21 protein-coding genes and 2 pseudogenes are annotated in these 24844 nt (G+C 74.1%); 22 read left to right on the top strand and 1 reads right to left on the bottom strand.

Annotated elements, in window-relative coordinates; translation table 11 throughout:
* The 3 genes and pseudogenes from ACIOHG_RS23520 to ACIOHG_RS23510 form a co-directional block, all read left to right on the top strand.
* Positions 1-115: pseudogene (locus tag ACIOHG_RS23520) on the top strand (IS5/IS1182 family transposase); the annotation flags it as partial.
* A 160-nt stretch (positions 116-275) separates the two neighbouring features.
* On the top strand, positions 276-1055 hold the full coding sequence (locus ACIOHG_RS23515) for a ferritin-like domain-containing protein (RefSeq protein WP_400953546.1): 780 nt from the start codon (positions 276-278) through the stop codon (positions 1053-1055).
* Positions 1056-1085: 30 nt separating this feature from the next.
* Entirely contained in the window at positions 1086-1760 is a 675-nt protein-coding gene (locus ACIOHG_RS23510) for a trimeric intracellular cation channel family protein (RefSeq protein WP_400953545.1), read from the top strand.
* On the opposite strand, the gene ACIOHG_RS23505 is transcribed toward ACIOHG_RS23510, so the two are convergent.
* On the bottom strand, positions 1696-2517 hold the full coding sequence (locus ACIOHG_RS23505; protein ID WP_400953544.1) for an IclR family transcriptional regulator: 822 nt from the start codon (positions 2515-2517) through the stop codon (positions 1696-1698). The genes ACIOHG_RS23510 and ACIOHG_RS23505 overlap by 65 nt on opposite strands.
* A gap of 103 nt (positions 2518-2620) precedes the next feature.
* Between ACIOHG_RS23505 and ACIOHG_RS23500 the strand changes: the two genes are divergently transcribed.
* The 19 genes and pseudogenes from ACIOHG_RS23500 (at position 2621) to ACIOHG_RS23410 (ending at position 24761) form a co-directional block, all read left to right on the top strand.
* Positions 2621-3802, top strand: a complete 1182-nt coding sequence (locus ACIOHG_RS23500) for a cysteine desulfurase family protein (protein WP_400953543.1) — start codon at positions 2621-2623, stop codon at positions 3800-3802.
* Between the two features lie 53 nt (positions 3803-3855).
* The gene (locus ACIOHG_RS23495) at positions 3856-4347 is read left to right on the top strand and encodes a MarR family winged helix-turn-helix transcriptional regulator (protein ID WP_400953542.1); all 492 of its coding nucleotides are present in this window, start codon (positions 3856-3858) and stop codon (positions 4345-4347) included.
* 92 nt (positions 4348-4439) lie between these two features.
* On the top strand, positions 4440-5855 hold the full coding sequence (locus tag ACIOHG_RS23490) for an MFS transporter (protein WP_400953541.1): 1416 nt from the start codon (positions 4440-4442) through the stop codon (positions 5853-5855).
* Positions 5856-6150: 295 nt separating this feature from the next.
* Positions 6151-7287 carry a tRNA 2-thiouridine(34) synthase MnmA gene (gene mnmA, locus ACIOHG_RS23485; RefSeq protein ID WP_400953540.1) on the top strand — a complete coding sequence of 379 codons (1137 nt, stop codon included), beginning with the start codon at positions 6151-6153 and terminating at the stop codon, positions 7285-7287.
* A 65-nt stretch (positions 7288-7352) separates the two neighbouring features.
* On the top strand, positions 7353-7886 hold the full coding sequence (locus tag ACIOHG_RS23480; protein WP_400953539.1) for a TIGR00730 family Rossman fold protein: 534 nt from the start codon (positions 7353-7355) through the stop codon (positions 7884-7886).
* A gap of 10 nt (positions 7887-7896) precedes the next feature.
* Complete coding sequence (locus ACIOHG_RS23475) at positions 7897-8586, top strand: SDR family oxidoreductase (RefSeq protein ID WP_400953538.1); 690 nt, start codon at positions 7897-7899, stop codon at positions 8584-8586.
* Between the two features lie 82 nt (positions 8587-8668).
* On the top strand, positions 8669-9694 hold the full coding sequence (locus ACIOHG_RS23470; RefSeq protein ID WP_400953537.1) for a HEAT repeat domain-containing protein: 1026 nt from the start codon (positions 8669-8671) through the stop codon (positions 9692-9694).
* 127 nt (positions 9695-9821) lie between these two features.
* On the top strand, positions 9822-10793 hold the full coding sequence (locus ACIOHG_RS23465; RefSeq protein ID WP_400953536.1) for a methionine synthase: 972 nt from the start codon (positions 9822-9824) through the stop codon (positions 10791-10793).
* Positions 10794-10813: 20 nt separating this feature from the next.
* The gene (ligA, locus tag ACIOHG_RS23460) at positions 10814-13159 is read left to right on the top strand and encodes an NAD-dependent DNA ligase LigA (RefSeq protein WP_400953556.1); all 2346 of its coding nucleotides are present in this window, start codon (positions 10814-10816) and stop codon (positions 13157-13159) included.
* A gap of 364 nt (positions 13160-13523) precedes the next feature.
* A pseudogene (locus tag ACIOHG_RS23455) lies at positions 13524-15011 on the top strand (putative bifunctional diguanylate cyclase/phosphodiesterase); the annotation flags it as partial.
* Between the two features lie 226 nt (positions 15012-15237).
* A complete protein-coding gene (gene gatC, locus ACIOHG_RS23450; protein WP_014138188.1) occupies positions 15238-15534 on the top strand; it encodes an Asp-tRNA(Asn)/Glu-tRNA(Gln) amidotransferase subunit GatC in 297 nt (98 codons plus the stop codon).
* A 5-nt stretch (positions 15535-15539) separates the two neighbouring features.
* Positions 15540-17033: an Asp-tRNA(Asn)/Glu-tRNA(Gln) amidotransferase subunit GatA gene (gatA, locus tag ACIOHG_RS23445; RefSeq protein ID WP_400953535.1), complete on the top strand. Its 1494-nt coding sequence runs from the start codon at positions 15540-15542 to the stop codon at positions 17031-17033.
* A complete protein-coding gene (locus ACIOHG_RS23440; protein ID WP_400953534.1) occupies positions 17030-17269 on the top strand; it encodes a hypothetical protein in 240 nt (79 codons plus the stop codon). Before gatA ends, ACIOHG_RS23440 begins: the two co-directional genes overlap by 4 nt.
* A gap of 33 nt (positions 17270-17302) precedes the next feature.
* Positions 17303-18466, top strand: coding sequence for an AAA family ATPase (locus ACIOHG_RS23435; protein ID WP_400953533.1), 1164 nt, complete (start codon positions 17303-17305; stop codon positions 18464-18466).
* A gap of 35 nt (positions 18467-18501) precedes the next feature.
* A complete protein-coding gene (locus ACIOHG_RS23430; RefSeq protein WP_400953532.1) occupies positions 18502-19101 on the top strand; it encodes a hypothetical protein in 600 nt (199 codons plus the stop codon).
* A 5-nt stretch (positions 19102-19106) separates the two neighbouring features.
* A complete protein-coding gene (gene gatB, locus ACIOHG_RS23425; protein ID WP_400953555.1) occupies positions 19107-20600 on the top strand; it encodes an Asp-tRNA(Asn)/Glu-tRNA(Gln) amidotransferase subunit GatB in 1494 nt (497 codons plus the stop codon).
* A gap of 251 nt (positions 20601-20851) precedes the next feature.
* The gene (locus tag ACIOHG_RS23420; RefSeq protein ID WP_400953531.1) at positions 20852-21073 is read left to right on the top strand and encodes a hypothetical protein; all 222 of its coding nucleotides are present in this window, start codon (positions 20852-20854) and stop codon (positions 21071-21073) included.
* 110 nt (positions 21074-21183) lie between these two features.
* Positions 21184-24234: an AAA family ATPase gene (locus tag ACIOHG_RS23415; protein WP_400953530.1), complete on the top strand. Its 3051-nt coding sequence runs from the start codon at positions 21184-21186 to the stop codon at positions 24232-24234.
* 194 nt (positions 24235-24428) lie between these two features.
* The gene (locus ACIOHG_RS23410) at positions 24429-24761 is read left to right on the top strand and encodes a DUF6059 family protein (protein ID WP_400953529.1); all 333 of its coding nucleotides are present in this window, start codon (positions 24429-24431) and stop codon (positions 24759-24761) included.
* Positions 24762-24844 lie beyond the last annotated feature (83 nt).

Genomic DNA, 24844 nt, shown 5'->3' with positions numbered 1-24844 from the left:
CGCGATCAACAAGTTGAAGAACTTCCGTGCCGTCGCGACCAGGTACGACAAGCGCGTGTACGTCTTCCTCGGCACCGTCACGGCCGCCGCCCTGGTTATCTGGCTCCGCTCATGATCGCACGGACAGAACCTAGCCCGGGTGCGGCACGGGCGTCCTTCGTCCGGTACGGGCGTCCTTCGTCCGGCGCAGCCGTCCGGCCGAGCTGTTGCCCGGGGGAGTCGGGGTGCCTTGACTGGAGCGGAAGATCCCGGCTCCCGCGCGAGGGTAGGTCACCATGCTGTCGGCCCGCAGTCTGTTCCAGGAGATCCACGACGACGACCAGGCGTTCCGGCTGTTCTGCTCGATCGCCGCCAAGGGCGAGGACCAGGGCAGCTGGGAGAACGGCCGGATCGCCCGGCTGGTGCCCGACCCGGAGCTGGCCCCCAAGGTCGCCCGGCACGGCGCCGACGAGGACAAGCACGGCCGGATCTTCAAGGCGCTGCTGCACAAGCGCGGCCTGACCGAGCGGGACGTCCCCGGCGACACCGACTACACGATGATCCTGGAGCGGCAGGGCATCGGCCTCGCGCACTCCCGGCTGCGCCGCGACGAGCCGCTGACCGAGCGGGACGTGATCACCTACCTGGCGCACAGCCGGGTCACCGAACAGCGCGCCGCCGAGCAGATGCTGATGCTCAAGAAGATCTTCGGCGACCACCCCGACCTGGGCCGGGCGGTCCGGATGATCTCCCACGACGAGGACAACCACCTGGCGTTCTGCCACGAGGAGCTGCTGCGGCTCGCCCACCGCGGCCACGGCCGGGCGATCCTGGACACCCTGCAGTCCACCGCCCGGGCCGAGATCCGCACCTACCGGGACGTCAGCCTCGCCGTGATGGCGCACCTGGGCGAGCTGCTGCGCTGGCCGCGGGCGAAGTCGGCGGTGCTGGCGGCCGGCATCCACGCCGTGTACGGCTACGAACGGGCGGGCGGCTGGCGGCGGATGACGACCCTGCGGATGCCGGCCCGGCGGAACGCGCTGGGCGGACCGGCGCCGCGCGAGTCCTTCGCCTGACGGCCCGGGGGCGGGCCGCGGGGCGGCGACATGGACACTGTCCGGGTGACATCCGAGATCTTCCCGCACAACGTCCAGCAGGTCCTCGACCTGGTGGGCATCTTCGTCTTCGCGCTCTCCGGCGGCCTGATGGCCGTCCGCAAGAACATGGACATCTTCGGCATCTGCGTGCTGGCCGAGGCCACCGCGCTCGGCGGCGGCGTGCTGCGCGACCTGGTGATCGGCGCGCTGCCGGTGGCGGCGTTCACCAACGCCGGCTACTTCCCGACCCCGCTGGTGGCCGGCGTGGTGGTGTTCTTCCTGCACCCCGAGGTGGAGCGGATCACCCGGGCCGTGATGGTGCTGGACGCGGCCGGCCTCGGACTGTTCTGCGTCACCGGCACCATCAAGGCGCACGACCACGGCCTCGGCGCGGTCGCCTCGGTGGCCTGCGGCATGCTCACCGCCGCCGGCGGCGGCGTGGTTCGCGACCTGCTGGCGATGGAGCCGCCCTCGCTGCTGCGCTGGGACCGGGAGATCTACGCGGTGCCCGCGCTGGTCGGCTCGGCGATCGTCGCGGTGCTGATCGGCGCCGGCCGGCTCACCCCGCTGACCGCCGGGCTGGCCGCCGCCGTCGCCTTCACCCTGCGGATGCTGGCGCTCAAGTACGGCTGGCGCGCACCTCGTGCTTGGCACCGCAACGGTTCTCGCACCAGCGAGGAGTAGGGGAGCCGCCGTACGCCAGCGAGATCGCCTCGACCGTGCAGAGCAGCTCCGGCAGCAGCTTGCTGAGCTCGGTCACCGAGGCGACCCGGACCGGGGCGGAGATCGAGCAGGCCGCGATCGCGGTGCCCTCCGTCCCGGCGATCGGCGCGGCGATGCAGTTCACCGCCTCCTGGTACTCGGCCTGGTCCACCGCCCAGCCCAGCCGGCGCACCTCGGCCAGCTCGACCCGGAACGCCTCCGGGTCGCGGATCGACTGCGGGGTGCGGGCCGGGAACTCGGCCTCGGCCAGGAACGCCGCCAGCCGCTCGGCCGGCAGGTCCGCCAGCAGCACCTTGCCCGCCGCGGTCGCCACCGCCGGGGCGCGCTTGCCGATCCGGCTGGCCTCGCCCAGCCAGCTGCGGTCCCGGTCCGGGTACTTGGCCTCGACCTTGTCGAGGTACAGCACCTCGTCGCCCTCCAGCACCGACAGGTGGACGGTGTGCCCGTAGCGCTCGTTCAGCACCGCCAGGTACGGGGCGGCGACCTGCCGGATGTCGATGCCCTCCAGCGCCTGGTGGGCCAGCGAGAACAGCCGCCCGCCGAGCCGGTAGCGCTGGTCGGACTGCCGGTGCACGAAGCCGTGCTCCTGCAGGGTGCGCAGCAGCCGCAGCGCGGTGGACTTGTGCACACCGATCCGGGCGGCGGCCTGCTCCAGCGACGCGGGGCCCTCGCCGAGCGAGGCCAGGATGGTCAGCGCGCGGTCGACCGTCTGGGACACGGCCCCTCTCCTCTCACATCGGCGTGGCCGGAAGGCTAACGGCGCGTTGCAGAGGGTGCAATGGCCAAATCGTGACTCTTCGGCCGCCTACACTGGTCCCGCTATGGCTTACCTCGATCACGCCGCCACCACCCCGATGCTGCCCGAGGCGATCGCCGCGATGACGGCGCGGTTCGGCACGGTCGGCAACGCCTCCTCGCTGCACGCCGCCGGGCGGCGGGCCCGCCGGACGGTCGAGGAGGCCCGCGAGTCGCTGGGCGAGTCGCTGGGCGCCCGCCCCAGCGAGATCGTGCTCACCGGCGGCGGCACCGAGTCCGACAACCTCGCCGTGAAGGGCCTGTACTGGTCCCGGCGGGACGCCGACCCGGTCCGGCGGCGGGTGCTGAGCAGCCCCGTCGAGCACCACGCGGTGCTGGACGCGGTGCACTGGCTGGCCGAGCACGAGGGCGCCGAGGTCGAGTACCTGCCGGTCGACGGGCTCGGCCGGGTGCACCCCGAGGTACTCCGGGAGGCGATCGGGCGGTCCCCGGAGAGCGTCGCGCTGGTCACCGTGATGTGGGCCAACAACGAGGTCGGCACCCTCCAGCCGATCCGCGAACTCGCCGCCGTGGCGGCCGAGTTCGGCATCCCCATGCACTCCGACGCGGTGCAGGCGCTGGGCCAGGTCCCGGTCTCCTTCGCCGACTCCGGGCTGACCGCGCTCACCGTCACCGGCCACAAGGTCGGCGGCCCCTACGGCGTCGGCGCGCTGCTGCTGGCCCGGTCCGCCGCGCCCGTCCCGCTGCTGCACGGCGGCGGCCAGGAGCGCGACGTCCGCTCCGGGACGCTGGACGTGCCCGGCGCCGCCGGGTTCGCGGTGGCCGCCGACCTCGCCGTCCGGCGGCAGCCCGGGCACGCCGCCGCGGTCGGCGCGCTGCGCGACGAACTGCTGGCGGTGGTCCGCGCGGCCGCGCCCGACGCGGTGCTGAACGGCGACCCCGGCGCGGACGGGCGGCTGCCCGCCAACGCGCACTTCTCCTTCCCCGGCTGCGAGGGCGACGCACTGCTGATGCTGCTGGACGCGGCCGGCGTCGAGTGCTCCACCGGCTCGGCCTGCTCGGCGGGCGTCCCGCAGCCCAGCCACGTGCTGCTGGCGATGGGCGTGGCCCCCGAACTGGCCCGCGCCTCGCTGCGGTTCTCGCTCGGGCACACCTCCACCGCCGCCGACGTGGCGGCGCTGGCCGCCGCGCTGCCCGGCGCGGTCGAGCGGGCCCGCCGGGCCGGGCTGGTGCGCGCGGCGCGCTGAGGCCCGATTTCCTCTGCGGCGGAACCTTCTGCTTCCGGTCGTACTCTGGGGTCATGAACGCACCCCTGCCCGAGCGCACCGTCCGCGACCTCACCGGGATGCTGGTCCAGGCCGCGCACGCGATGAACACCCGGCTGTCGCTGGCCCTGGCCGAGATCGACAGCTCCCCGCGCAAGCACTGCGTGCTGCTGCACGCCCTGGAGGCCGAGCGCACCCAGTCGCAGCTGGCCGCCATCGCGGGCCTGGACAAGACCACCATGGTGGTGACCGCCGACGAGCTGGAGCGGGACGGCCTGGCCGAGCGCCACCCGTCCGCGACCGACCGGCGGGTGAAGGTCATCCGGGTCACCCCCGCCGGCGCGGAGCTGGTCCGGCGCGGTGAGGTGATCGTCGACCGGGTGCACGGGGAGGCGCTGGGCGAGCTGTCGGCGGGGGAGCGGCAGGTGTTCGTGGACGCGCTGGACCGGCTGCAGCGGGCGGCGGAGTTCCCGGTGGTCGGCGAGGGCGGCGTGGTGCGCCGGCCGCGGCGGTCCCGGCAGGGCTGACCGTCCGCTGGTAAATCGTCTACTACAAAACCATCTGCTACGGTCTCTCTTGTCGGGGGCGCACGCCCGTGCACCCCGGGAGGGAGGGACCCATGTCCGAAAACCCGTCACGTGCCCGCTGGTCGGCCCTCGCGGTGGTGTGCGCCGGGATGCTGATGGTGATCCTGGACGGCTCGATCACCACCGTCGCGCTGCCCGCCATCCAGGCCGACCTGCGGATCGGCCCGGCCGGACTGGCCTGGGTGGTGGATGCCTACGTGATCGCCTTCGCCGGCCTGCTGCTGCTCGCCGGCCGGCTCGGCGACCTGCTCGGCCGCCGCCGGGTCTACCTCGCCGGGATCGCCGGCTTCACCGCCGCCTCCGTGCTGTGCGGCCTCGCCACCGGCGCCGGGACGCTGGTCGCCGCCCGCTTCCTGCAGGGCGCCGGCGGGGCGATGGCCTCGGCCGTCGGCCTCGGCATGGTGGTCGCGCTCTTCCCCGACCCCGCCGAACGGGCCAGGGCGTTCGGCGCCGTCGGCTTCACCGGCGCGGCCGGCGCCTCGCTCGGCCAGGTGCTCGGCGGCGTCCTCACCGCAGGGCTCGGCTGGCACTGGATCTTCTTCATCAACCTGCCGATCGGCGCCGCCGCCCTGCTCGCCGGCCGCCGCCTGCTCGCCGACGACCGCGGCCCCGGCCTCCGGGCGGGCGCCGACGCCCCCGGCGCCGTCCTGGTCACCGGCGGACTGATGCTCGGCGTCTACGCCATCGTCGAGGGCGGCCCGGCCGGCTGGGCCGCCGCCCGCACCCTCGCCACCGGCGCCGCCGCGCTCCTGCTGCTGGCCGGCTTCGTGCTCCGGCAGGCCCGCGCCGCCACCCCGCTGCTGCCGCTGCGGGTGCTCGCCCGGCGCACCACCGCCCTCGCCAACGCCGTCCAACTGCTCATGCTGGCCGCCCTGTTCGGGTTCCAGGTGCTGCTCGCCCTGTACCTGCAGAACGTCCAGCACTACAGCGCGCTCGCCACCGGCCTGGCCATGCTGCCCGCCGCCCTGGTCATCGCCGCCGTCTCGCTGCTGCTCGCCGCCCGCGCCATCGCCCGGTTCGGCGAGCGCCGCACCCTGCTGCTCGGCCTGGCCCTGCTCACCGTCGGCATCGCCCTGCTGGTCCGGCTCCCCGCCGGGCACCTGGACTACGCCCGCGACGTGCTGCCCACCCTGCTGAGCGCCGCCGGGTTCGGGCTCGCCGCGACCGCGCTCACCGCGCTCGGCCTGGCCGACGCCCGGCCCGAGGACGCCGGGCTGCTCTCCGGCCTGCTCAACACCACCCAGCAGGTCGGCGCGGCGCTCGGCGTCGCCGTCCTCACCGCGCTGGCCGGCGGCCCCGGGGTCACCGGCTACCGGCTGGCCTTCGGCACCGGGGCGGCGCTGCTGCTCACCGCCCTGCTGCTGGCCCTCGCCCTGCCCCGGCAGCGCCCCGCCGGGGCCGCGACCGCCGCCGACGGGGCCGGGCCGCCCGTCCTGGTGCACGGCTGAGCGGCCGGGCGGGGGCGGGGATGGGGATGGGGGAGCGGTGGGGACGGAGTGGCGAGGACGGGGGTGGGAGATCGGCGCAGGGCGCGGTGAGGGCGAGGCTGATCGGCGGAGGGGCCGGCGGGGGCGGGGGTGGTAGGGCAGTGGCGGAGGGAGGGCGGGAAGCGGCCGGGCGGATCGGCTCGGGCGGCGGGGGAGCGGCGGAGCGGGGGAGTGACCGGGTGGCTGCGGGGGCGGGGGCGGGGCCGGGCGGATCGGCTGCGGGGCCGGGGCCGGGCCCCGTTACGCTGGAAGCCTTATGACTGACTTCCCCGGCGCCCCGACCACCCCGTCCACCGGCCGTCTGCGCGTGCTCGCCGCGATGTCCGGCGGCGTCGACTCCGCCGTCGCCGCCGCCCGGGCCGTCGAGGCGGGCCACGAGGTGACGGGCGTCCACCTGGCGCTCGCCAGCAACCCGCAGTCCTTCCGCACCGGCGCCCGCGGCTGCTGCACCCTGGAGGACTCCCGGGACGCCCGCCGCGCCGCCGACGTGATCGGCATCCCGTTCTACGTCTGGGACTTGGCCGAGCGCTTCCGCGAGGACGTCATCGACGACTTCGTCGCCGAGTACGCCGCCGGGCGCACCCCCAACCCGTGCCTGCGCTGCAACGAGAAGATCAAGTTCGCCGCGCTGCTGGACAAGGCGATCGCGCTCGGCTTCGACGCCGTCTGCACCGGCCACTACGCCCGGATCGCCGACCGGCCCGACGGCACTCGCGAGCTGCACCGCGCCGTCGACGCCGCCAAGGACCAGTCCTACGTGCTCGGCGTGCTCGACGCCGAGCAGCTCGCGCACTCGCTGTTCCCGCTCGGCGACACCACCAAGGACGTCATCCGCGAAGAGGCCGAGCGGCGCGGCCTGGCCGTCGCCAAGAAGCCCGACAGCCACGACATCTGCTTCATCACCGACGGCGACACCCAGGGCTTCCTGGCCGAGCGCCTCGGCACCGCCACCGGCGACATCCTCGACACCGACGGCACCAAGCTCGGCGAGCACGACGGCGCGTACGGCTTCACCATCGGCCAGCGCAAGGGCCTGCGGCTCGGCCGCCCCGCCGCCGACGGCAAGCCCCGCTACGTCCTCGACATCTCCCCGGTGAACAACACCGTCACCGTCGGCCCGGTCGAGGGCCTCGACGTGCACGCCCTCACCGCGATCCGCCCCCGCTGGTGCGGCACCCCCGCCGCCGGCGAGGGCCGCTACACCGCCCAGCTCCGGGCCCACGGCGACGAGGTCCCGGTCACCGCCACCCTGACGGACGACCAACTGCACGTCCGCCTCGACACCCCCGCCCGCGGCATCGCCCCCGGCCAGGCCGTGGTGCTGTACGACGGCACCCGGGTGGTCGGCTCCGCGACCATCGCGAGCACCGAACGGGCCGTCGCCGTCCAGTAGTCCGGGGGCGGACCGGTTATCGGGTTGACCCGGGCGCGGCGGGGGGTGGTAGGACTGGGGGCACTATGAACATCACTGTCTTCTGTTCCGCGCATCGGCTCGACAGGAAGTACACCGTTCCGGCGGCGGAGTTCGCCCGGCTGCTGGGGGAGGGCGGGCACACGCTGGTGTGGGGCGGGTCCCGGGCCGGGTTGATGGGGCAGCTGGCGGACGGGGTGAAGGCGGCCGGGGGGCGGCTGGTCGGGATCTCGGTGGAGTTCCTGCAGCACAAGGTCTACAAGGGCGCGGACGTGCTGGTGATGACGCCGGACCTGGCGGCGCGGAAGGCCGAGCTGCTGGCGCACGGGGACGCGCTGGTGGTGCTGGCCGGCGGGCTGGGGACGCTGGACGAGGTCACCGAGGTGCTGGAGCTGAAGAAGCACGGCATGCACGACAAGCCGGTGGTGCTGCTGGACACCGACGGCTTCTACGCGGGGCTGCGGCTCCAGTTGGAGCGGATGGACGCGGAGGGCTTCCTGCCGCGCCCGCTCGCCGAGCTGGTGTCCTTCGCGCGGACCCCCGCCGAGGTGTTCGCCCGGCTGACCGCCGACCGGAACTGAGGAGACAGTCATGGGTGTCCACCTGATCACCGGGGCCGGCTCCGGCATCGGCTCGGTCGTCGCCGACCGGCTCACCGAGCGCGGCGAGGAGCTGTGGCTGCTGGCCCGGGACGCGCGCCGGGCCGCCCAGCTGCGCGAGCGGTACCCCGCCGCGCGGACGCTGGTCGGGGACCTGGACGACCCGGCCAAGCTGTCCTGGGCGTTCGGGCACCAGGCGCTGCCGGTCGAACTGGACTCGCTGCTGCACGTCGCCGGGGTGGTGGAGCTGGGCGGGATCGGCGACACCCCCGTCAAGGCGTGGCAGCACCAGCTCAACGTCAACACCGTCGCGCCCGCCGAGATCACCCGTCTGCTGCTGCCCTCGCTGCGGCTGGCCCGCGGCCACGTGGTGTTCGTCAACTCCGGCGCCGGGCTGCACGCCCACCCGACCTGGGGCTCGTACGCGGCCAGCAAGTTCGCGCTGCGGGCGCTGGCGGACGCGCTCCGGCAGGAGGAGCACGGCAACGGCGTCCGGGTCACCACCGTGTACCCGGGGCGGACGGCCACGCCGATGCAGGAGGAGGTGCACCGGCAGGAGGGCCAGGAGTACGACCCGGAGCGCTGGATCGCCCCCGAGTCGGTGGCCACCGCGATCCTCACCGCGCTGGACCTGCCGCGGGACGCCGAGATCACCGAGATCACCGTCCGCCCCGGGCGGTAGCGGGCGGCGGGCGAGCACCCGTACCGGACGGCGGGCGAAAACCCGTACCGGACGGCCGCCCCGCCGGGCCAGAATGCCGCCCATGGACGACAACACGGCGGAGCGCCTGACGACGGCGGCGCGACGGGCCCGGCGCACGGGGGCGGACCAGGACGAGCACAGCTACTGGGGGCTCCTCGACGAGGCGGTCCGGGCGGACGGCGGAGCGGCCGCGCTGCGGGTCGGCACGGCGCTGCTGACCTCCGCCGACCCGCTGGAGCGCGAGGTGGGCTGCGACCTGCTGTCCGGTGCGGCCGACCTGCACGCGCCCGTGCGCGGCCCGGTGGCCGAGGCGCTGACGGCGCTGGCGCGGACGGAGACCGAGGCCGCTGTGCTGGGCTCCCTGGCGACCGGCCTGGGCCGGACGCAGGACCCGCGGGTCCTGCCCGCCCTGCTGCGGCTCGCCCGGCACGAGGACGCCGACCTGCGCTTCCACGTCGCCGTCGCGCTCGGCTTCGACCACGGCGGGCGGCCCGACGGGGAGCACGTGCGGACCCTGATCCGGCTCACCGGGGACGAGGACGCCGACGTCCGCAACTGGGCGGTCTTCTCACTGGGCTGCCAGCTCGACCACGACACGCCCGCCGTCCGGGCGGCGCTGTGGCGGTGCGCCGCCGACGAGGACGCCGAGGTCCGGCAGGAGGCCGCGCGCTGCCTGGCCCGGCGGCACGCCCCCGGGGCGGTGGAGCTGGTCGCCCGGCTGCTGGCCGCCGACGGGCCCGGCACCCACCTGCTGGAGGCCGCCGAGATCCTCGGCGACCCCGCGCTGCTCCCCGCCCTGCGGGCGCACGGCGACGACGCCGGGACGGAAGAGGCCGTCGCCGCCTGCGACCCCGCCCGGCGGGCCCGCACCGAGGACGACGCCTGGGCGCTCGTCCTGGAGCTGGAGCGGCGGCGCCCCGGCCTCGGCGCCGCGCTGCACGCGCCGCGTCACGACTCGGTGCACTGCCTGCGGGTGACCGTGCCGGGGGCGGACGAGGACGGGTACAGCGCCGCCGACCTGCTGGAGCGCGCCGCCGGCGACCCGGCCCGGGCGGCCGGGCTGCTGCTGGCCGAACTCGCCGGATGAGGGCGCGGGCCCGCCGGGTGCGTACCCTCTCCCTGTGACTGAGCCTGTGAGTGAGCCTGGGACCGAGCCTGTGACCGGGGCGGACGTTTTCGCGGAGCTGGCCGGGGCGGCGACCGGGGTGGGGTCGATGCCCGGTGGGGATGTACGGGAGATGGCCCGGGGGGTGACGGCCGAACTGGAGCAGCTGCCGCACCTGCCCGAGCTGCCGGGGCGCGGCCCCGGGGCGGACATGATCGGCCGCGGCGCCGGGCTGCTGACCGAGCTGTTCGTGCAGACCGAGCCGAGCGGCTGGCGGTTCACCGACCGCCCCGGCCGGGACACCAAACGGGCCGCCTCCTGGCTCGGCGAGGACCTGGACGCCCTGGAGGAGTACACCCAGGGCTACACCGGCCTGCTCAAGGTGCAGGCCGTCGGGCCGTGGACGCTGGCCGGGTCGATCGAGCTCAAGCACGGCGAGAAGGCGCTCAGCGACCCCGGCGCCTGCCGGGACGTCGCGGGCTCGCTCACCGAGGGCCTGCGCCGCCACCTCGCCGACGTCCGCCGCCGGGTCCCCGGCGCCACCGTGGTGCTGCAGCTGGACGAACCGCTGCTGCCCGCCGTGCTCGCCGGGTCGGTGAAGACCGCCAGCGGCTTCCAGCGGCTGCGCGCGATCGACCGCCAACGCGCCGAGCAGACGCTGCGGGAGGTGATCGGCAGCCTCGACGCGCCCGTCCTGGTGCACAGTTGCGCGCCCGGGGTGCCGATCCCGCTGCTGCGCCGGGCCGGTGCGGCCGGGATCTCGCTGGACTTCTCGCTGCTGACGGAGCGTCACGACGACGACCTGGGCGAGGCGGTCGAGGGCGGCACGCTGCTGCTCGCCGGAGTGCTGCCGTCCACCGACGCGACACCCGCCGAATCAAAAACGGTGTCCGACCCGGCCGGTAGTGTCCAGGGTGTCAGGACGCTGTGGCGCAGGCTGGGGCTGGCCCCCGAACTGCTCGGCCGCCGCGTGGTGGTGACACCGACGTGCGGATTGGCGGGGGCCTCCCCGGCGTACGCGCGGCGGGCGCTGGCCGCGGCGGTGCGGGCCGCCCGGAGCCTGGTGGACAACCCGGAGTGACGAGCGAGGAGGACGGCGCGGTGGCGGCTGTGGAGGGCTGGGCGGAGATCCCGGCGGAGGTGCGGACGCGGCACGCCGAGCTGGCGACCGAGATCCAGGAGCACCGGGCCCGGTACTACGACCAGGACGCCCCGGTCATCAGCGACGGCGAGTTCGACGCCCTGATGCGGGAGTTGGAGGCGCTGGAGGCCGAGCACCCGGCGCTGCGCACGCCCGACTCGCCGAGCCAGCAGGTCGGCGGCGGCACCAGCGAGCAGTTCGCCCCCGTGGTGCACCGCGAGCGGCTGCTCAGCCTCGACAACGCGATGGACGAGGAGGAGCTGGCCGCCTGGGCCGAGCGGGTCGCCGAGGAGCTGGCCGGCATCGACTACCACTACCTGTGCGAGCTGAAGGTCGACGGCCTGGCCGTCAACCTGACGTACGAGCGCGGCGAGCTGGTGCTGGCCGCCACCCGCGGCACCGGCACGGTCGGCGACGACATCACCGCCAACGTCCGCACCATCGCGGGCGTCCCGCACCGGCTGCACGGCGAGGACCTGCCGGAGCTGGTGGAGGTCCGCGGCGAGGTCTACCTCTCCGACGCGGCCTTCGACGCGCTGAACGGCGCCATCGCCGAGGAGAACGAGCGCCGCCGGCTGGAGAACGTGGAGCGCGCCGCGGCCGGCAAGCGGCTGCTGGCGATGGGCAAGCTGTACATGAACCCGCGCAACGCCGCGGCCGGCTCGTTGCGCCAGAAGGACCCGCTGGTCACCAAGGCCCGCGGGCTGCGGATGGTGGTGCACGGCATCGGTGCCCGGACGGGCTTCGACATCGACTGCCAGTCGCACGCCTACGAGCTGCTGCACGGCTGGGGCCTGCCCACCGCCCGGCACAACAAGGTGGTCGGGACGCTGGACGAGGTCCGGGCGTTCATCGCGCACTTCGGCGAGCAGCGGCACTCCGTCGAGCACGAGATCGACGGCGTGGTGGTCAAGGTCGACGAGATCGCCCTGCAGGGCCGGCTCGGCTCCACCTCCAAGTCGCCGCGCTGGGCGATCGCCTGGAAGTACCCGCCGGAGGAGGTCACCGGCAAGCTCGCCGACATCAAGATCGGCATCGGCCGGACCGGCCGGGCCACCCCGTACGCGATGCTGGCCGAGCCGGTGAAGGTGGCCGGCTCGATGGTGCAGTACGCCACCCTGCACAACCAGCAGATCGTCAAGGCCAAGGACGTGCTGATCGGCGACACCGTCGTGCTGCGCAAGGCCGGCGACGTGATCCCGGAGATCCTCGGCCCGGTCTACGACCTGCGGGACGGCACCGAGCGGGAGTTCGTGATGCCCGCCGACTGCCCCGAGTGCGGCAGCCCGCTGCGCCCGATGTCCGAGGGCGACATCGACCTGCGCTGCTCGAACGCCCGGTACTGCCCGGCCCAGATCCGCGAGCGGATCGCCTTCCTCTGCGGCCGTCAGTGCCTGGACGTCGAGGGCCTCGGCTACGTCGCCGCCACCGCGCTCACCCAGCCGCTGGCGCCGACCGAGCCGCCGGTCCGCACCGAGGGCGACATCTTCGGCCTGACCGAGGAGCAGCTGCTGCCGATCAAGGTGCTGGTGCGCGACCAGAAGACCGGCATGCCCAAGCTGGACGACGAGACCGGCGAGGAGAAGGAGGTGTTCTTCTTCGCCAACAACGCGGGCCTGGCGAAGAAGAACACCGGGGTGCTGCTGGAGAACCTGGAGAAGGTCAAGGACCGCCCGCTGTGGCGCTTCCTGAACGGCCTGTCGATCCGGCACGTCGGCCCGGTCGCCGCCCAGGCGCTGGCCCGGGAGTTCCGCGACCTGGACCGGGTCTTCGCCGCCGACGAGGCCGAGCTGGCCGCCGTCGAGGGCATCGGGCCGACCATCGCCCGGGCCGTCAAGGAGTGGTACGCGGAGGACTGGCACCGGGAGATCCTGGAGCGGTGGCGGGCCGCCGGGGTGGCCTTCGTCGAGCAGGGCGGCGAGGAGCCGGGCGAGCGCCCGCTGGAGGGCCTGACCGTGGTGGTCACCGGCACCCTCGCCGGGCACACCCGGGACGGCGCCAAGGAGGCGCTGACCTCGCGCGGCGCCAAGGTCACCGGCTCGGTCTCGAAGAAGACGCACTTCGTGGTGGTCGGCGACAACCCCGGGTCGAAGTACGACAAGGCGGTGCAGCTCGGCCTCCCGGTGCTGGACGACGCGGGCTTCGCCGTGCTGCTCGACCAGGGGGCCGACGCCGCCCGGGCCCACCTCGGCCTGGAGCCGGCCGCCGAGCCGGTCGAGGCGGCCGCCGAGCCCGCGGCCGTTGCGCCGGAAACGCCGGAAACGCCGGAAAAGGCGGGGGAAGGGCAGGAGGAGCAGGTTTCCTGACGGGTCGTTATCGTCCTGATGCCGCGTCAGTCGGGTGTTCGAGAGCGAAATCGGGCATTGTGTCACTGAGCAGCGCGCGGATACGACGTCGCGCTCGGAGGTGACCGGAAAGTGCGCCCCTGCGGGGCGCCCCGGCTTACCCTGGGCGCTACGAACTGTCAGCAAGGAGTGTGTGGCAACGGTTTCGCCGCCGGAGCCCCGGGGACACGCCCTCGTCTGACGTCCACCGGTACCCCTGAGGAGAGGGGTGCCTCACCGTGAGGCGGCCCTGCGGGGGCGGGCCCGACGGAGGACTGGGCTTATGGATCGTACGACCGGCGGCGCGCCCACACGCCCGCCGCAGGGGGTGGCAGGTGCGGTCCTGCTGCTCGGCGTGTTGCTGGCCGGGGCCGCGCCGCTCATTCCGCTGGCCGTCCTGGTGTACCGCTACGAACCCGAACTGCTCCCGCTGTTCGCGGTTCCCCTGGCCGTGCTCGTCGCCGCCTGGCGGATCGCCCGGGACCGGGCCCGGGACCAGCTCACCGACCCGCTGACCGACCTGCCGAACCGGCAGGCCCTGCTGATCGCCACCCAGGAGGCCCTCGCCAAGCACGAGGCGGAGCCCGGCTACAGCGTCGGGCTGGTCCTGCTCGACCTGGACCGCTTCCGCTCCCTCAACGACGCCCTGGGCCACACCGCGGGCGACCGCCTGCTGGTGCACATCGCCCGCCGCCTGCACCGCGCGCTGCGCTCCGGGGCCGGCCCCGCCCGGGAGGGCGAGGAGGGCTCCGCGCTGCCCCCGCCGGTCCGCCGCGGCGAGCGCCCGGTGGTGGCCCGGATGGGCGGCGACGAGTTCGCCGTCCTGCTGCCCGGCGTCGGCAGCCCCGAGGTGCTGGAGCGGGTCGCCAAGGCGCTGATCGCCGAACTCGCCGCCCCGATCCGGCTCGACGGACTGCTGCTGGTCCTGGAGGCCAGTGCCGGGGTCTGCGTCTACCCGACGCACGCCCAGGACGCCGAGTCGCTGCTGCGCCGCGCCGACGTGGCGATGGGCCACGCCCAGCACAGCCGCAGCGGCGTCGAGCGCTACGACGAGTCCCGCGACCTCGACACCCCGTACCGGATCGGCCTGCTCGGTGACCTGCGGCGGGCCATCGAGATGAACGAGGTGCAGCTGCACTACCAGCCCAAGGTGGCCTTCGACGGCAGCGTGGTCGGGCTGGAGGCGCTGGTCCGCTGGGACCGCCCCGGCCAGGGCCGGGTGCCGCCCGACGAGTTCATCAGCCTCGCCGAGTCCTCCGGGCTGATGCCCCGGCTCACCGACTACGTGCTGGAGAGCGCCGTCGGGCAGATCGCCCGCTGGCGCCACCAGGGCCTGATGGTGCCGGTCGCCGTCAACGTCTCGCCCCGCGACGTCCTCAGCCCGGGTTTCGCGGCCCGGGTCGCCGGACACCTGACCCGGCACCAGGTCCCGCCGGAGGCGCTCCAATTGGAGATCACCGAGCGGCTGCTGCTCGACGACAGCCGACGCGCCGCCGACACCCTCGCCGAGCTGCGGCGCTACGGCGTCCGGATGTCGCTGGACGACTTCGGCACCGGGCACTCCTCGCTGGTGCGGCTGCGCAGCCTGCCGGTCGGCGAGCTCAAGATCGACCGGTCCTTCGTGTCCCGGATGGTCGCCGACGACCACGACGCGGCGGTGGTCCGCTGCTCGGTGGAGCTCGCGCACTCGCTCGGGCTGACCGTGGTCGCCGAGGGCGTCGAGGACGACGAGACCTGGGAGCGCCTGCACGACATGGGGGTGGACGCCGTCCAGGGCTGGCTGGTGTCGGCGGCGCTCCCGGCCGACCAGGCCACCGCGTGGCTGCTGGTGCGGCGCACCGGCGCCTCGCCGGTGGAGTCGCTGCCCCGGTAGGCGGGTGCGTCGCGGGGCCCGTTCGAGGGGGTGGTGCCGTCCTCGGGCGGGCCCCGCCGCGCGTGCGCGGTTCCCCGCGCCCCGGGACGCACCCCTTCTGCCCATAGGATGGGCTTCCTGACCGAAAGGACGGGTGCGGCCAGTGGCAGGCGCCCGGCCCCCAGAACTCACCCTTGAGGATCGCTGCATGCCTGGCATCACGCGCGAGGAGGTCGCCCACCTCGCCCGGCTGTCGCGTCTGGAGTTGCAGGCGGAGGAGTTGGACCACTTCGCCGAGCAGCTCGACGTGATCATCGGCGCGGTCGCCCGCGTTTCCGAGGTCGCGGGGCAGGACGTCCCGCCGACCTCGCACCCGCTCCCGCTCACCAACGTGATGCGCGCGGACGAGGTGCGACCGTCGCTGACCCCGGAGCAGGCGCTGTCCGGCGCCCCGGCGAGCGAGGACCAGCGTTTCCGCGTGCCGCAGATCCTCGGGGAGGACTGACCGAGATGACCGAACTGATCAAGTACACGGCGGCCGAGACGGCCGCCGCGATCGCCGGCGGCCAGGTCTCCGCCGTCGAGGTCGCCCAGGCCCACCTGGACCGGATCGACGCCGTCGACAAGAAGGTCAACGCCTTCCTGCACGTGGACGCCGAGGGCGCGCTGGCCGCGGCCCGGGCCGTCGACGAGCAGCGCGCGGCCGGCGCCGAGCTGGGCCCGCTGGCCGGTGTCCCGCTCGCGCTGAAGGACGTCTTCACCACCCAGGGCATCCCGACCACCTGCGGCTCGAAGATGCTGGAGGGCTGGATCCCGCCCTACGACGCCACCCTGACGCGGCGTCTGAAGGACGCGGGCGTGGTCATCCTCGGCAAGACCAACATGGACGAGTTCGCGATGGGCTCCTCCACCGAGAACTCCGCCTACGGCCCGACCGGCAACCCGTGGGACCTGACCCGGATCCCCGGCGGCTCCGGCGGCGGCTCGGCGGCCGCGCTGGCCGCCTTCGAGGCGCCGCTCGCCATCGGCACCGACACCGGCGGCTCGATCCGCCAGCCCGGCGCCGTCACCGGCACCGTCGGCGTCAAGCCCACCTACGGCGCGGTGTCCCGCTACGGCCTGATCGCCTTCTCCTCCTCGCTCGACCAGGGCGGCCCGTGCGCCCGCACCGTGCTGGACGCGGCGCTGCTGCACGAGGCGATCGCCGGGCACGACCCGCTCGACTCCACCTCGATCGACGCGCCCGTCCCGGCCGTGGTCGCCGCCGCGAAGCTGCGCGACGTGCGCGGCATGCGGATCGGCGTGGTCAAGGAGTTCGCCGGCGAGGGCTACCAGGCCGGCGTGATGCAGCGCTTCAACGAGGCCGTGGAGCTGCTCCGCGAGCTGGGCGCCGAGGTCGTCGAGGTGTCCTGCCCGTCGTTCACGCTGGCGCTGCCCGCGTACTACCTGATCGCCCCGTCCGAGTGCTCCTCGAACCTGGCCCGGTTCGACGCGATGCGCTACGGCCTGCGGGTCGGCGACGACGGCAAGCGCTCCGCCGAGCAGGTCACCGCGCTCACCCGCGAGGCCGGCTTCGGCGACGAGGTCAAGCGCCGCATCATCCTCGGCACCTACGCGCTCTCCTCGGGCTACTACGACGCCTACTACGGCTCGGCCCAGAAGGTCCGCACCCTGATCTCCCGGGACTTCGACGCCGCCTTCGCGGGCGTGGACGTGCTGGTCTCCCCGACCACCCCGACCACGGCATTCCCGATCGGCGAGCGGGCAGACGACCCGATGGCGATGTACCTCGCCGATCTGTGCACCATTCCCTCGAACCTCGCCGGCAACGCGGCCATGTCGCTGCCCTGCGGGCTCGCCCCGGAGGACAATCTCCCGGTCGGCCTGCAGATCATCGCCCCCGCGATGGCGGACGACCGCCTCTACCGCGTGGGCGGCGCCGTCGAGGCCGCGCTCAACGACAAGTGGGGTCACACCCTGCTGGAGGAGGCACCGGCACTATGAGCAGGATCGAGAAGGCCAAGGGCTGGAAGCACTCGAAGCCCGGTCTCTGGCTGTCCATCGGCACCAGCGCCTTCGGCGCCATCTCCATCGCCAAGGACATCCGCGGCGCCCGCGCCGACAACGACACCCTCAAGCTGATCAACGCCGTGGTCGGCGCCGCCGCCCTGATCACCGGCACCGCGCTCCTCGTCCGCGAGCTCAAGCGTCTCGGCGACGACGACGTCCTGCTCGGCTAGCGGCGCGGGTCTCGGAGAGGTCGGGAAGAAGAAATGATCACGCAGATCCGCATCGACGGCTTCAAGTCGTTCGTCGGCTTCGAGCTCGATGTGCGTCCGGTGACGGTTCTTCTCGGCGTCAACGGGGCCGGCAAGTCCAACCTGTTCGACGCGCTGCGGCTGGTCGCCGGCGTCGTCCGCAAGGGGCTCAAGGAGACTCTTGCGGACGACCAGCGGCTGGCTGCGCGCAACCTGTTCCACCGGAGCGGGGCAGCAGCGGGGCAGCAGCGGGACGAGCTCACGATCGTGGTTGGAATGGATGTTCCGATGGCGGAGCAGCCGGTCTCCGTCGAGTTGCGTTTGCGCCTGCTTCGGGACAGTGGGCACGGCGCTGTTCTGGATCGCAACGGTAGTTGGGTCCAGGTATCCGCAGCAGAGGGTAAGGCCGGTTACAGGATCGCTCTGGCAGCCGTCCGTCGACTCGGGAGTGACTACCTGGACGGTGTGTCCGACTCTTCGCCCGAGTCGGAGATAGCGGCCAAGGTGTACGCCGAGTGCGTTGGTTGGCAGCCGTACGTCCTTGACCCCGAGGAACTGCGGCAGTACGGAAGCCCCAACGCCGATGGGCCGCTCGAACCGAGCGGCAGCAACATCGCCGTGGTGATCCGCCGGATCGAAGAGACCGCCCCCGATCGACTCATCCGTTTGGTGGCCGACCTGGCCGCATTGGTTCCGGGAGCACGGGGGATTCGCAGCACAGTGATGCTCCCCCGCGGCGAGTTCGACTTCGAGGTGGAGTTCCAACACACCGGGTGGGCCTCGCCCGCGCTGCTTTCGGACGGCACGCTGCGAGTGCTCGCCCTGTTGGCGGCCTACTGGGATCCGAAACGGACAAGCACGCTGGCCGTGGAGGAGATCGAGAACGGGATGCACCTGTCGCAGGTCGTCAGACTGGTGCGCCGACTCGGACGCGGGGAGGGTCAACTGCTGATCACCACGCATTCCCCCGCGGTGCTGACCGCCATGCGGAACGATCTGTCCGGGAGTGTGGTGTTCATGGAGCAGGTCAGCCACGTGGACCCGGAACGCGGCACGATCTCCCGGATCACGGTGCCCCTTCCGCTGCTGGCACCGACCCCGGACAGTGCACCTGGCACTTTCAAGTCGCCGCAGGCGGTCGAACGGCTGCTGAACAGCCTCGGACAGGGGACGACGTGAGTCGGTGGCTGTCTCTCGGGCTGATGGCGGAAGGGGTGAGCGACGAGCCGTTTCTGCGGACGCTGATCACCCGGCAGGTGGAAGAGCTGTTGGTGGCCAGCCCCTCCGGAAGGGTGTACGTGCAGTCGTGCGAGGTCTCGTCCGTACGGATCACCGATCGGGGAGCGGTCGAGGCAGCGACGGCAATGGCGCTGGACTTGAGGATCGGCTTGCTCTTCCTGCACAGTGACGAGAAGGAGAGCTCGAAAGCCGAGAACATGGTGGACACGATCCGGCAGCGGGTGCAGGGGATGAAGGCGGCCGAGCCAGTGGCGTTGGTTCCCGTCCGGATGACCGAGTCGTGGATGCTCGCCGACCGGAAGGCGATCGCCGCCGCAGTCGCGGGGGCGGACCTCACGGCCTACCCGTATCGGCATCCGGAGGAAGTGGAGAAGGCGCACAACCGCCCCGACCACCCTGCCTGCGCGAAGCGGGTCTGGCAGGCGATCGTCGGCAAGGGCCACGCCGGGGTGCTGGACGACAGCATGGAACAACTGGCACAACTCATCGATCTTCGTATTCTCGGACGGCTGCCGTCGTACCAGCGATGGCTCGCGGACACCGAACACGCATTGAAATTGAAGGGATTCCTGTGAGCACCATGACCCTGGTGTCCTATGACGACGCACTGGCCTCGTACGACCCGGTGATGGGCCTTGAGGTCCACGTCGAGCTGGGTACCAAGACCAAGATGTTCTGCGGCTGCTCGACCGAGCTGGGTGCGGAGCCGAACTCGCAGACCTGTCCGACGTGTCTGGGGCTGCCCGGGTCGCTGCCGGTGGTCAACGCGGTCGGGGTGGAGTCGGCGATCCGGATCGGTCTCGCGCTGAACTGCGAGATCGCCGAGTGGTGCCGGTTCGCGCGGAAGAACTACTTCTACCCGGACATGCCGAAGAACTTCCAGACCAGCCAGTACGACGAGCCGATCGCCTTCAACGGCTACCTCGACGTGCAGCTGGAGGACGGCGAGGTCTTCCGGGTGGAGATCGAGCGCGCCCACATGGAGGAGGACACCGGGAAGTCGACGCACGTCGGCGGCGCCACCGGGCGCATCCACGGCGCGGAGTACTCGCTGCTGGACTACAACCGGGCCGGCATCCCGCTGATCGAGATCGTCACCAAGCCGATCGAGGGTGCGGGCCACCGGGCCCCCGAGGTGGCGAAGGCGTACGTCGCCGAACTGCGCGAGTTGATCAAGGCGCTCGGTGTCTCCGAGGCCCGGATGGACAAGGGCCAGATGCGCTGCGACGTCAACCTGTCGCTGCGCCCCAACGGCACCGAGACCTTCGGCACCCGCAGCGAGACCAAGAACGTCAACTCGCTGCGCAGCGTGGAGCGGGCCGCCCGGTTCGAGATCCAGCGGCACGCCACCGTCCTGGCCGACGGCGGGGCGATCGTCCAGGAGACCCGGCACTTCCACGAGGAGGACGGCTCCACCACGGCCGGCCGGATCAAGGACAACGCCGAGGACTACCGGTACTTCCCGGAGCCCGACCTGGTGCCGGTCGCCCCGGCCCGGGAGTGGGTCGAGGAGCTGCGGGCCGGGCTGCCGGAGCTGCCCCGGGTCCGCCGGGCCCGGCTGCAGGCCGAGTGGGAGCTGTCCGACAAGGACATGCAGTCGGTGCTCAACGCCGGTGCGGTGGAGCCCATTTCGGAGACCATCGCGGCCGGCGCCCCCGCCGACCAGGCCCGCAAGTGGTGGATGGGCGAGCTGGCGCGGCGCGCCAACGAGACCGGCACCGAGCTGTCCGAGCAGCCGATCACCCCGGCCCAGGTGGCCCGGGTGTGCGCGCTGGTCGCCGAGGGCAAGCTGAACGACAAGCTGGCCCGCCAGGTCATCGAGGGCGTCCTCGCGGGCGAGGGCGAGCCGGACGAGGTGGTCGAGAAGCGCGGCCTCGCCGTGGTCTCCGACGACTCCGCGCTCGGCGCGGCCGTCGATCAGGCGATCGCCGACAACCCGGACGTCGCCGCGAAGATCCGCGACGGCAAGGTGCAGGCGGTCGGCGCGCTGGTCGGCGCGGTGATGAAGACCACCCGCGGCCAGGCCGACGCGGCGAAGGTCAAGGACCTGATCCTGCAGCGGCTTGCCGCGTAAGGACCAGTCGGCACAGCCTGGCGAAGCTGGCGTAGCAGGCAGCGGGTAAGGCCCTTCCGGCGTGTCTGAGGAGGGGCCTTAGGCCCAGGCGTACGGTGCCCGTCCCCGGCAGGGGGCGGGCACCTGCCTTTTCTCCCCATCGGCCGCCCCCGGGCGGGTTCCTGACGGTGCGGAAGATGGGGAAGGCGCCCGATGTGACGGACCCCGCTGGGGGCGGATGCTGGACGCAGACGCCAACGAGGGGAACCGAGATGTACGAGTACGAGATGTTCAAGAGCCGCGAGCGCGAGCTGCACGGGGCGGCCGCCACCGCCCGACTGGTCCGGGAGGCCCGGGAGGTCCGGCGCACCGGCGGCGGGGAGCGCGGGCTGCTCGGCCGGCTGACCCGCTCGGCACGCCGGGAGGCCGGGGCGCGCACCGCCGGGACCCGGGCCGGGGGTGCCCGCGCGGGCGCCGCCGCCGGCTGTGCCTGATGACCGGCGGGTCCGGCCCGGTCGGGCCGGACCTGGTGCGGGACAGCAGGGGCGACGGGCACCGGGATAACCGTTCGGCCGTGTTCGAGGTCTGTGGCATGCTCACGGGCATGGAGCAGTCAACGGTCAGCCCGGTGTTCGTCGGACGAGGCCGGGAGACCGGCGCCCTGGACGCCGCGCTGCGGCGTGCGGCCGCGGGGGAGCCGCACGCCGTGCTGGTCGGCGGCGAGGCGGGGGTCGGGAAGACCCGGCTGATCGAGGAGTTCCTGCAGCGGGCGGACGAGGGCGGTGCGGTCACCGCCCTCGGCGCGTGTCTGGAGCTCGGCGCCGAGGGCCTGCCGTACGGCCCGCTGGCCGGGGCGCTGCGCCGCCTGCACCGGCGGCTCGGGCCCGAACTGGAGCGGGCCGCGGCCGGCCTGGAGGGCCATCTCGCCCGCCTGCTCCCGGAGTTCGGCGAGGCCGACGGCGCCGCCAACGACGAGTACGGCCGGGCCCGGCTGTTCGAGCACACCGCCCGGCTGTTCGAGCGGCTGGCCGCGGACCGGACGCTGGTCCTGGTGGTCGAGGACCTGCACTGGTCGGACCGCTCCACCCGGGAACTGATGGCCTACCTGATCCGCACCCTGCACGGCTCCCGGGTGCTGGTGGTCGCCACCTACCGCACCGACGACCTGCACCGCCGGCACCCGCTGCGCCCGTTCCTGGCCGAACTGGAGCGGCTGCGCACCGTGCAGCGGTTGGAGCTGGAACGGCTGGACCGCCCCGAGGTGGCGGCCCAGCTGGCCGGCATCCTCGGCACCGCCACCCCGCCGCGGGACTTGGTCGACCGCATCCACCGCCGCTCCGAGGGCAACCCGTTCTTCGTCGAGGAACTCGCCGCCGCGCACCAGGACGGCTGCCTGGCCGGCCTCAGCGAGACGCTCCGCGACATCCTGCTGGTCCGGGTCGAGGCGCTGCCCGAGGAGACCCAACGGGTCGTCAGACTGGCCGCCGAGGGCGGCTCCCGGATCGAGCACGGCCTGCTCGCCGCGGTCGCCGTCGGCAGCGGCGCCGTCCCCGGCGAGGACGCGCTGATCGGCGCGCTGCGCACCGCCGTCGGCGCCAACATCCTGCGGCCCGACACCGACGGCGAGGGCTACCGGTTCCGGCACGCGCTGGTCCGCGAGGCGGTCTCCGACGACCTGCTGCCCGGCGAGCGGCACCGGATCAACCGGCGCTACGCCACCGTCCTGGAGGAGGACCCGGAGCTGGTCGGCGCCGAACTGCGCCCCGCCCGGCTCGCCGACTACTGGTACCACGCGCACCACCCCGCCCGGGCGCTGCCCACCGCGCTCGACGCGGCCCGCGCCGCCCGCCGCCGCAACGCCTTCGCCGAGCAGCTGAAGATGCTGGAACGGGCCCTCGAACTCTGGGACACCGTCTCCGAGGAGACCCTCGCCACCACCCTGCGCCCCTACGACTGGGCCGACACCTACCCGCCGTGCGCCTGCGACGAGGACGGCCACGACGCCTGCGACCGGCTCCGGCTGGTCGACGTGCTCGCCGAGGCCGTGGTCGCCGCCCGCCGCGCCGGGGACCGCGACCGCGGCCAGTCGCTGGCCCGCCGCGCCCTCGCCCTGGTCGACGAGACCGCCAACCCCGCCCGGGCCGCCTGGTTCCGGCTCCAGCGCGCCCGGATGCTCGGCCACCTCAAGCGCAGCGGCGCGATCGAGGAGATCCAGTACGCCCACCGCCTGGTGCAGGGCCTCGGCCCGTCCGTGGTGCAGGCCGAGGCGCTCGCCCTGGACGCCGCGCACGGCATGCTCCGGCAGCCCGGCCCGCAGGTCGTCGCCACCGCCGAACGGGCCGTCTGCATCGCCCGGCAGGTCGACGCGCCCGCCGTCGAGGTGCACGCCGAGATCACCCTCGCCGGGCTGCTCGGCGACTTCGGCGACGGCGACCGCGCCATCGAACTGCTCGCCGCCGCCGTGGAGCGGGCCCGCCCGCTCGGCCACGACGACGTGTACACCCGCGGCCTGAACAACCTCTCCAGCCTGCTGCTCGCGCACGGCCGCGCCGAGGAGGCGGTGGCCGCCGCCCGCGAGGGCCTGGACGCCGCCCGCCGCGGCGGCCTGCTGCTCAACACCGGCCCGATCCTCACCGGCAACCTCGCCGAGGCGCTGCTCGCCGCCGGCCGCACCGCCGAGGCCGCCGCCGTCCTCGCCGAGTGGGAGGACCGGCCGGAGTCCGACACCCACGGCGAGTTCATGCACCGGCTGTGCGGCGAACTCGCCCTGCTGCACGGCGACACCGCCCGCGCCGAGGCGCACTGGACGGCCGCCCTCGCCAGCGGCGGCGACGGCGGGCAGCCCCAGCACGCGCTGCCCACCGCCGCCCTCGGCATCCGCCTCGCCGCCCGCCTCGGCCGCCCCGACCGGGCTCGCGCCCGGCTCGCCGAAGCCCTTGACACCGTCGCCGCCGACGGGCAGGACCGCCACCTGCTGGCCCTGCTCGCGGACGCCGCCGCCGTCGAGGCCGACCAGCACCCGCGCACCCCCGAGGGCGCCGCCGCGCTCGCCCGGATCGCCGCCGCCGCCGACGGGCTGGTCCCGCGCTGCGCCCTCGACCGCGGCCGGGCCGCGCTCACCGCCGGCCACCTCGCCCGCGCCGCCGGGCGCCCCGCCGCCGCGCACTGGGCGGCCGCCGTCGCCGAACTCCGGGCCGCCGCGCTGCCCGGCCCGCTGGCCGCCGCCCTGCTGCGGGCCGCCGAGGAGCACGCCGCCGCCGGCGAGCGCGAGGAGGCCGCCGCGATGCTCCGCGAGGCCGCCGGACTCGCCCGCGGCCGCGGCGACCTGCCGACCCGTCAGGAGGCCGAACTGCTCGCCGAACGGCTCGGCCTGGCCCGCACGGACGGCGCCGACCGCCCCGGCGGCGACGGCCTCGGCCTCACCCCGCGCGAGCGGGACGTGCTGCGGCAGCTCACCCTCGGCCGCAGCAACCGGCAGATCGCCGAGCAACTGTTCATCTCGCCGAAGACCGCCAGCGTGCACGTCTCGAACATCCTGGCCAAGCTCTCGGTCGGCGGCCGCGGCGAGGCCGCCGCGCTGGCCCACCGGCTGCGCCTGTTCGAGGACGGGCCGGCGGGCGGGCCGGTGGACGGCCTGGTGGCCGGGGCGGTCTGACGCCCCGTCGGCTCCGCCCCGGCCCGAGCCGGTCCCTGCTCCGCCGCCACCCCGCTCCCACCCGGCTCCCACCCGGTTCCGACCCCGCCCCGAGCCGCGCCCGGGGCGGGGGTCGAGCCGGGTTCGAGCCGCGCTCGGGCGCGCTGGCCCATCCTCCCCTCCGGCAGGCACCGGACACGGAGGAGGTGGTGGACATGGCCGGACCGAGGACACCGGCATGGCAGGTACTGGGAGCGTTGGTCCGCCGGGTGGTCCGGGCGCTGGCGCTGTTCGGCGGGATGCACGCCCACAGCGGGGTGCAGTTCTACCTGGAGCTGTGCCGGGAGGAAGCCCGGCTGCGCGGCGCCGACCGGGACGCGCCGTGGCCGCCGCACCCGCCGCTGCAGCCTCCGATCACCCTGCTGCCGCCGCCGCCCGGCCACCCGGAGCAACTGGTCCCGGACCAGCCGCTGAGCGAGCTGGAGCTGGCGCTGCGCGCCGAACTGGCGCACCTGGACCGGCTGATCCCCGGGGAGAACCGGCGGTGACCGCCCCGACGGCTGCCCCGACGGCCGCCCTGCGGGACGGCCCGGCCCGGCCGAGCCGGAGGAGAGTGCGCTTCAAGAGGCCG

Source organism: Kitasatospora sp. NPDC088134 (assembly GCF_044741705.1).
Taxonomy (GTDB): domain Bacteria; phylum Actinomycetota; class Actinomycetes; order Streptomycetales; family Streptomycetaceae; genus Kitasatospora.
The sequence above is the reverse complement of the archived record's forward strand: the minus strand, read 5'-3'. Positions and strand labels throughout refer to the sequence as shown.

Excerpts from the sequence above, each read along its gene's own strand:
- ACIOHG_RS23470 (WP_400953537.1), top strand. The coding sequence starts at position 8,669 with ATGGACGACAACACGGCGGAGCGCCTGACGACGGCGGCGCGACGGGCC.
- ACIOHG_RS23510 (WP_400953545.1), top strand. The coding sequence starts at position 1,086 with ATGGACACTGTCCGGGTGACATCCGAGATCTTCCCGCACAACGTCCAG.
- ACIOHG_RS23440 (WP_400953534.1), top strand. The coding sequence starts at position 17,030 with ATGAGCAGGATCGAGAAGGCCAAGGGCTGGAAGCACTCGAAGCCCGGT.
- ACIOHG_RS23410 (WP_400953529.1), top strand. The coding sequence starts at position 24,429 with ATGGCCGGACCGAGGACACCGGCATGGCAGGTACTGGGAGCGTTGGTC.
- gatA (WP_400953535.1), top strand. The coding sequence starts at position 15,540 with ATGACCGAACTGATCAAGTACACGGCGGCCGAGACGGCCGCCGCGATC.
- ACIOHG_RS23415 (WP_400953530.1), top strand. The coding sequence starts at position 21,184 with ATGGAGCAGTCAACGGTCAGCCCGGTGTTCGTCGGACGAGGCCGGGAG.
- ACIOHG_RS23500 (WP_400953543.1), top strand. The coding sequence starts at position 2,621 with ATGGCTTACCTCGATCACGCCGCCACCACCCCGATGCTGCCCGAGGCG.
- gatC (WP_014138188.1), top strand. The coding sequence starts at position 15,238 with ATGCCTGGCATCACGCGCGAGGAGGTCGCCCACCTCGCCCGGCTGTCG.
- ACIOHG_RS23435 (WP_400953533.1), top strand. The coding sequence starts at position 17,303 with ATGATCACGCAGATCCGCATCGACGGCTTCAAGTCGTTCGTCGGCTTC.
- ACIOHG_RS23420 (WP_400953531.1), top strand. The coding sequence starts at position 20,852 with ATGTACGAGTACGAGATGTTCAAGAGCCGCGAGCGCGAGCTGCACGGG.
- mnmA (WP_400953540.1), top strand. The coding sequence starts at position 6,151 with ATGACTGACTTCCCCGGCGCCCCGACCACCCCGTCCACCGGCCGTCTG.
- ACIOHG_RS23515 (WP_400953546.1), top strand. The coding sequence starts at position 276 with ATGCTGTCGGCCCGCAGTCTGTTCCAGGAGATCCACGACGACGACCAG.
- ACIOHG_RS23490 (WP_400953541.1), top strand. The coding sequence starts at position 4,440 with ATGTCCGAAAACCCGTCACGTGCCCGCTGGTCGGCCCTCGCGGTGGTG.
- gatB (WP_400953555.1), top strand. The coding sequence starts at position 19,107 with ATGACCCTGGTGTCCTATGACGACGCACTGGCCTCGTACGACCCGGTG.
- ACIOHG_RS23465 (WP_400953536.1), top strand. The coding sequence starts at position 9,822 with ATGCCCGGTGGGGATGTACGGGAGATGGCCCGGGGGGTGACGGCCGAA.
- ACIOHG_RS23475 (WP_400953538.1), top strand. The coding sequence starts at position 7,897 with ATGGGTGTCCACCTGATCACCGGGGCCGGCTCCGGCATCGGCTCGGTC.
- ACIOHG_RS23480 (WP_400953539.1), top strand. The coding sequence starts at position 7,353 with ATGAACATCACTGTCTTCTGTTCCGCGCATCGGCTCGACAGGAAGTAC.
- ACIOHG_RS23495 (WP_400953542.1), top strand. The coding sequence starts at position 3,856 with ATGAACGCACCCCTGCCCGAGCGCACCGTCCGCGACCTCACCGGGATG.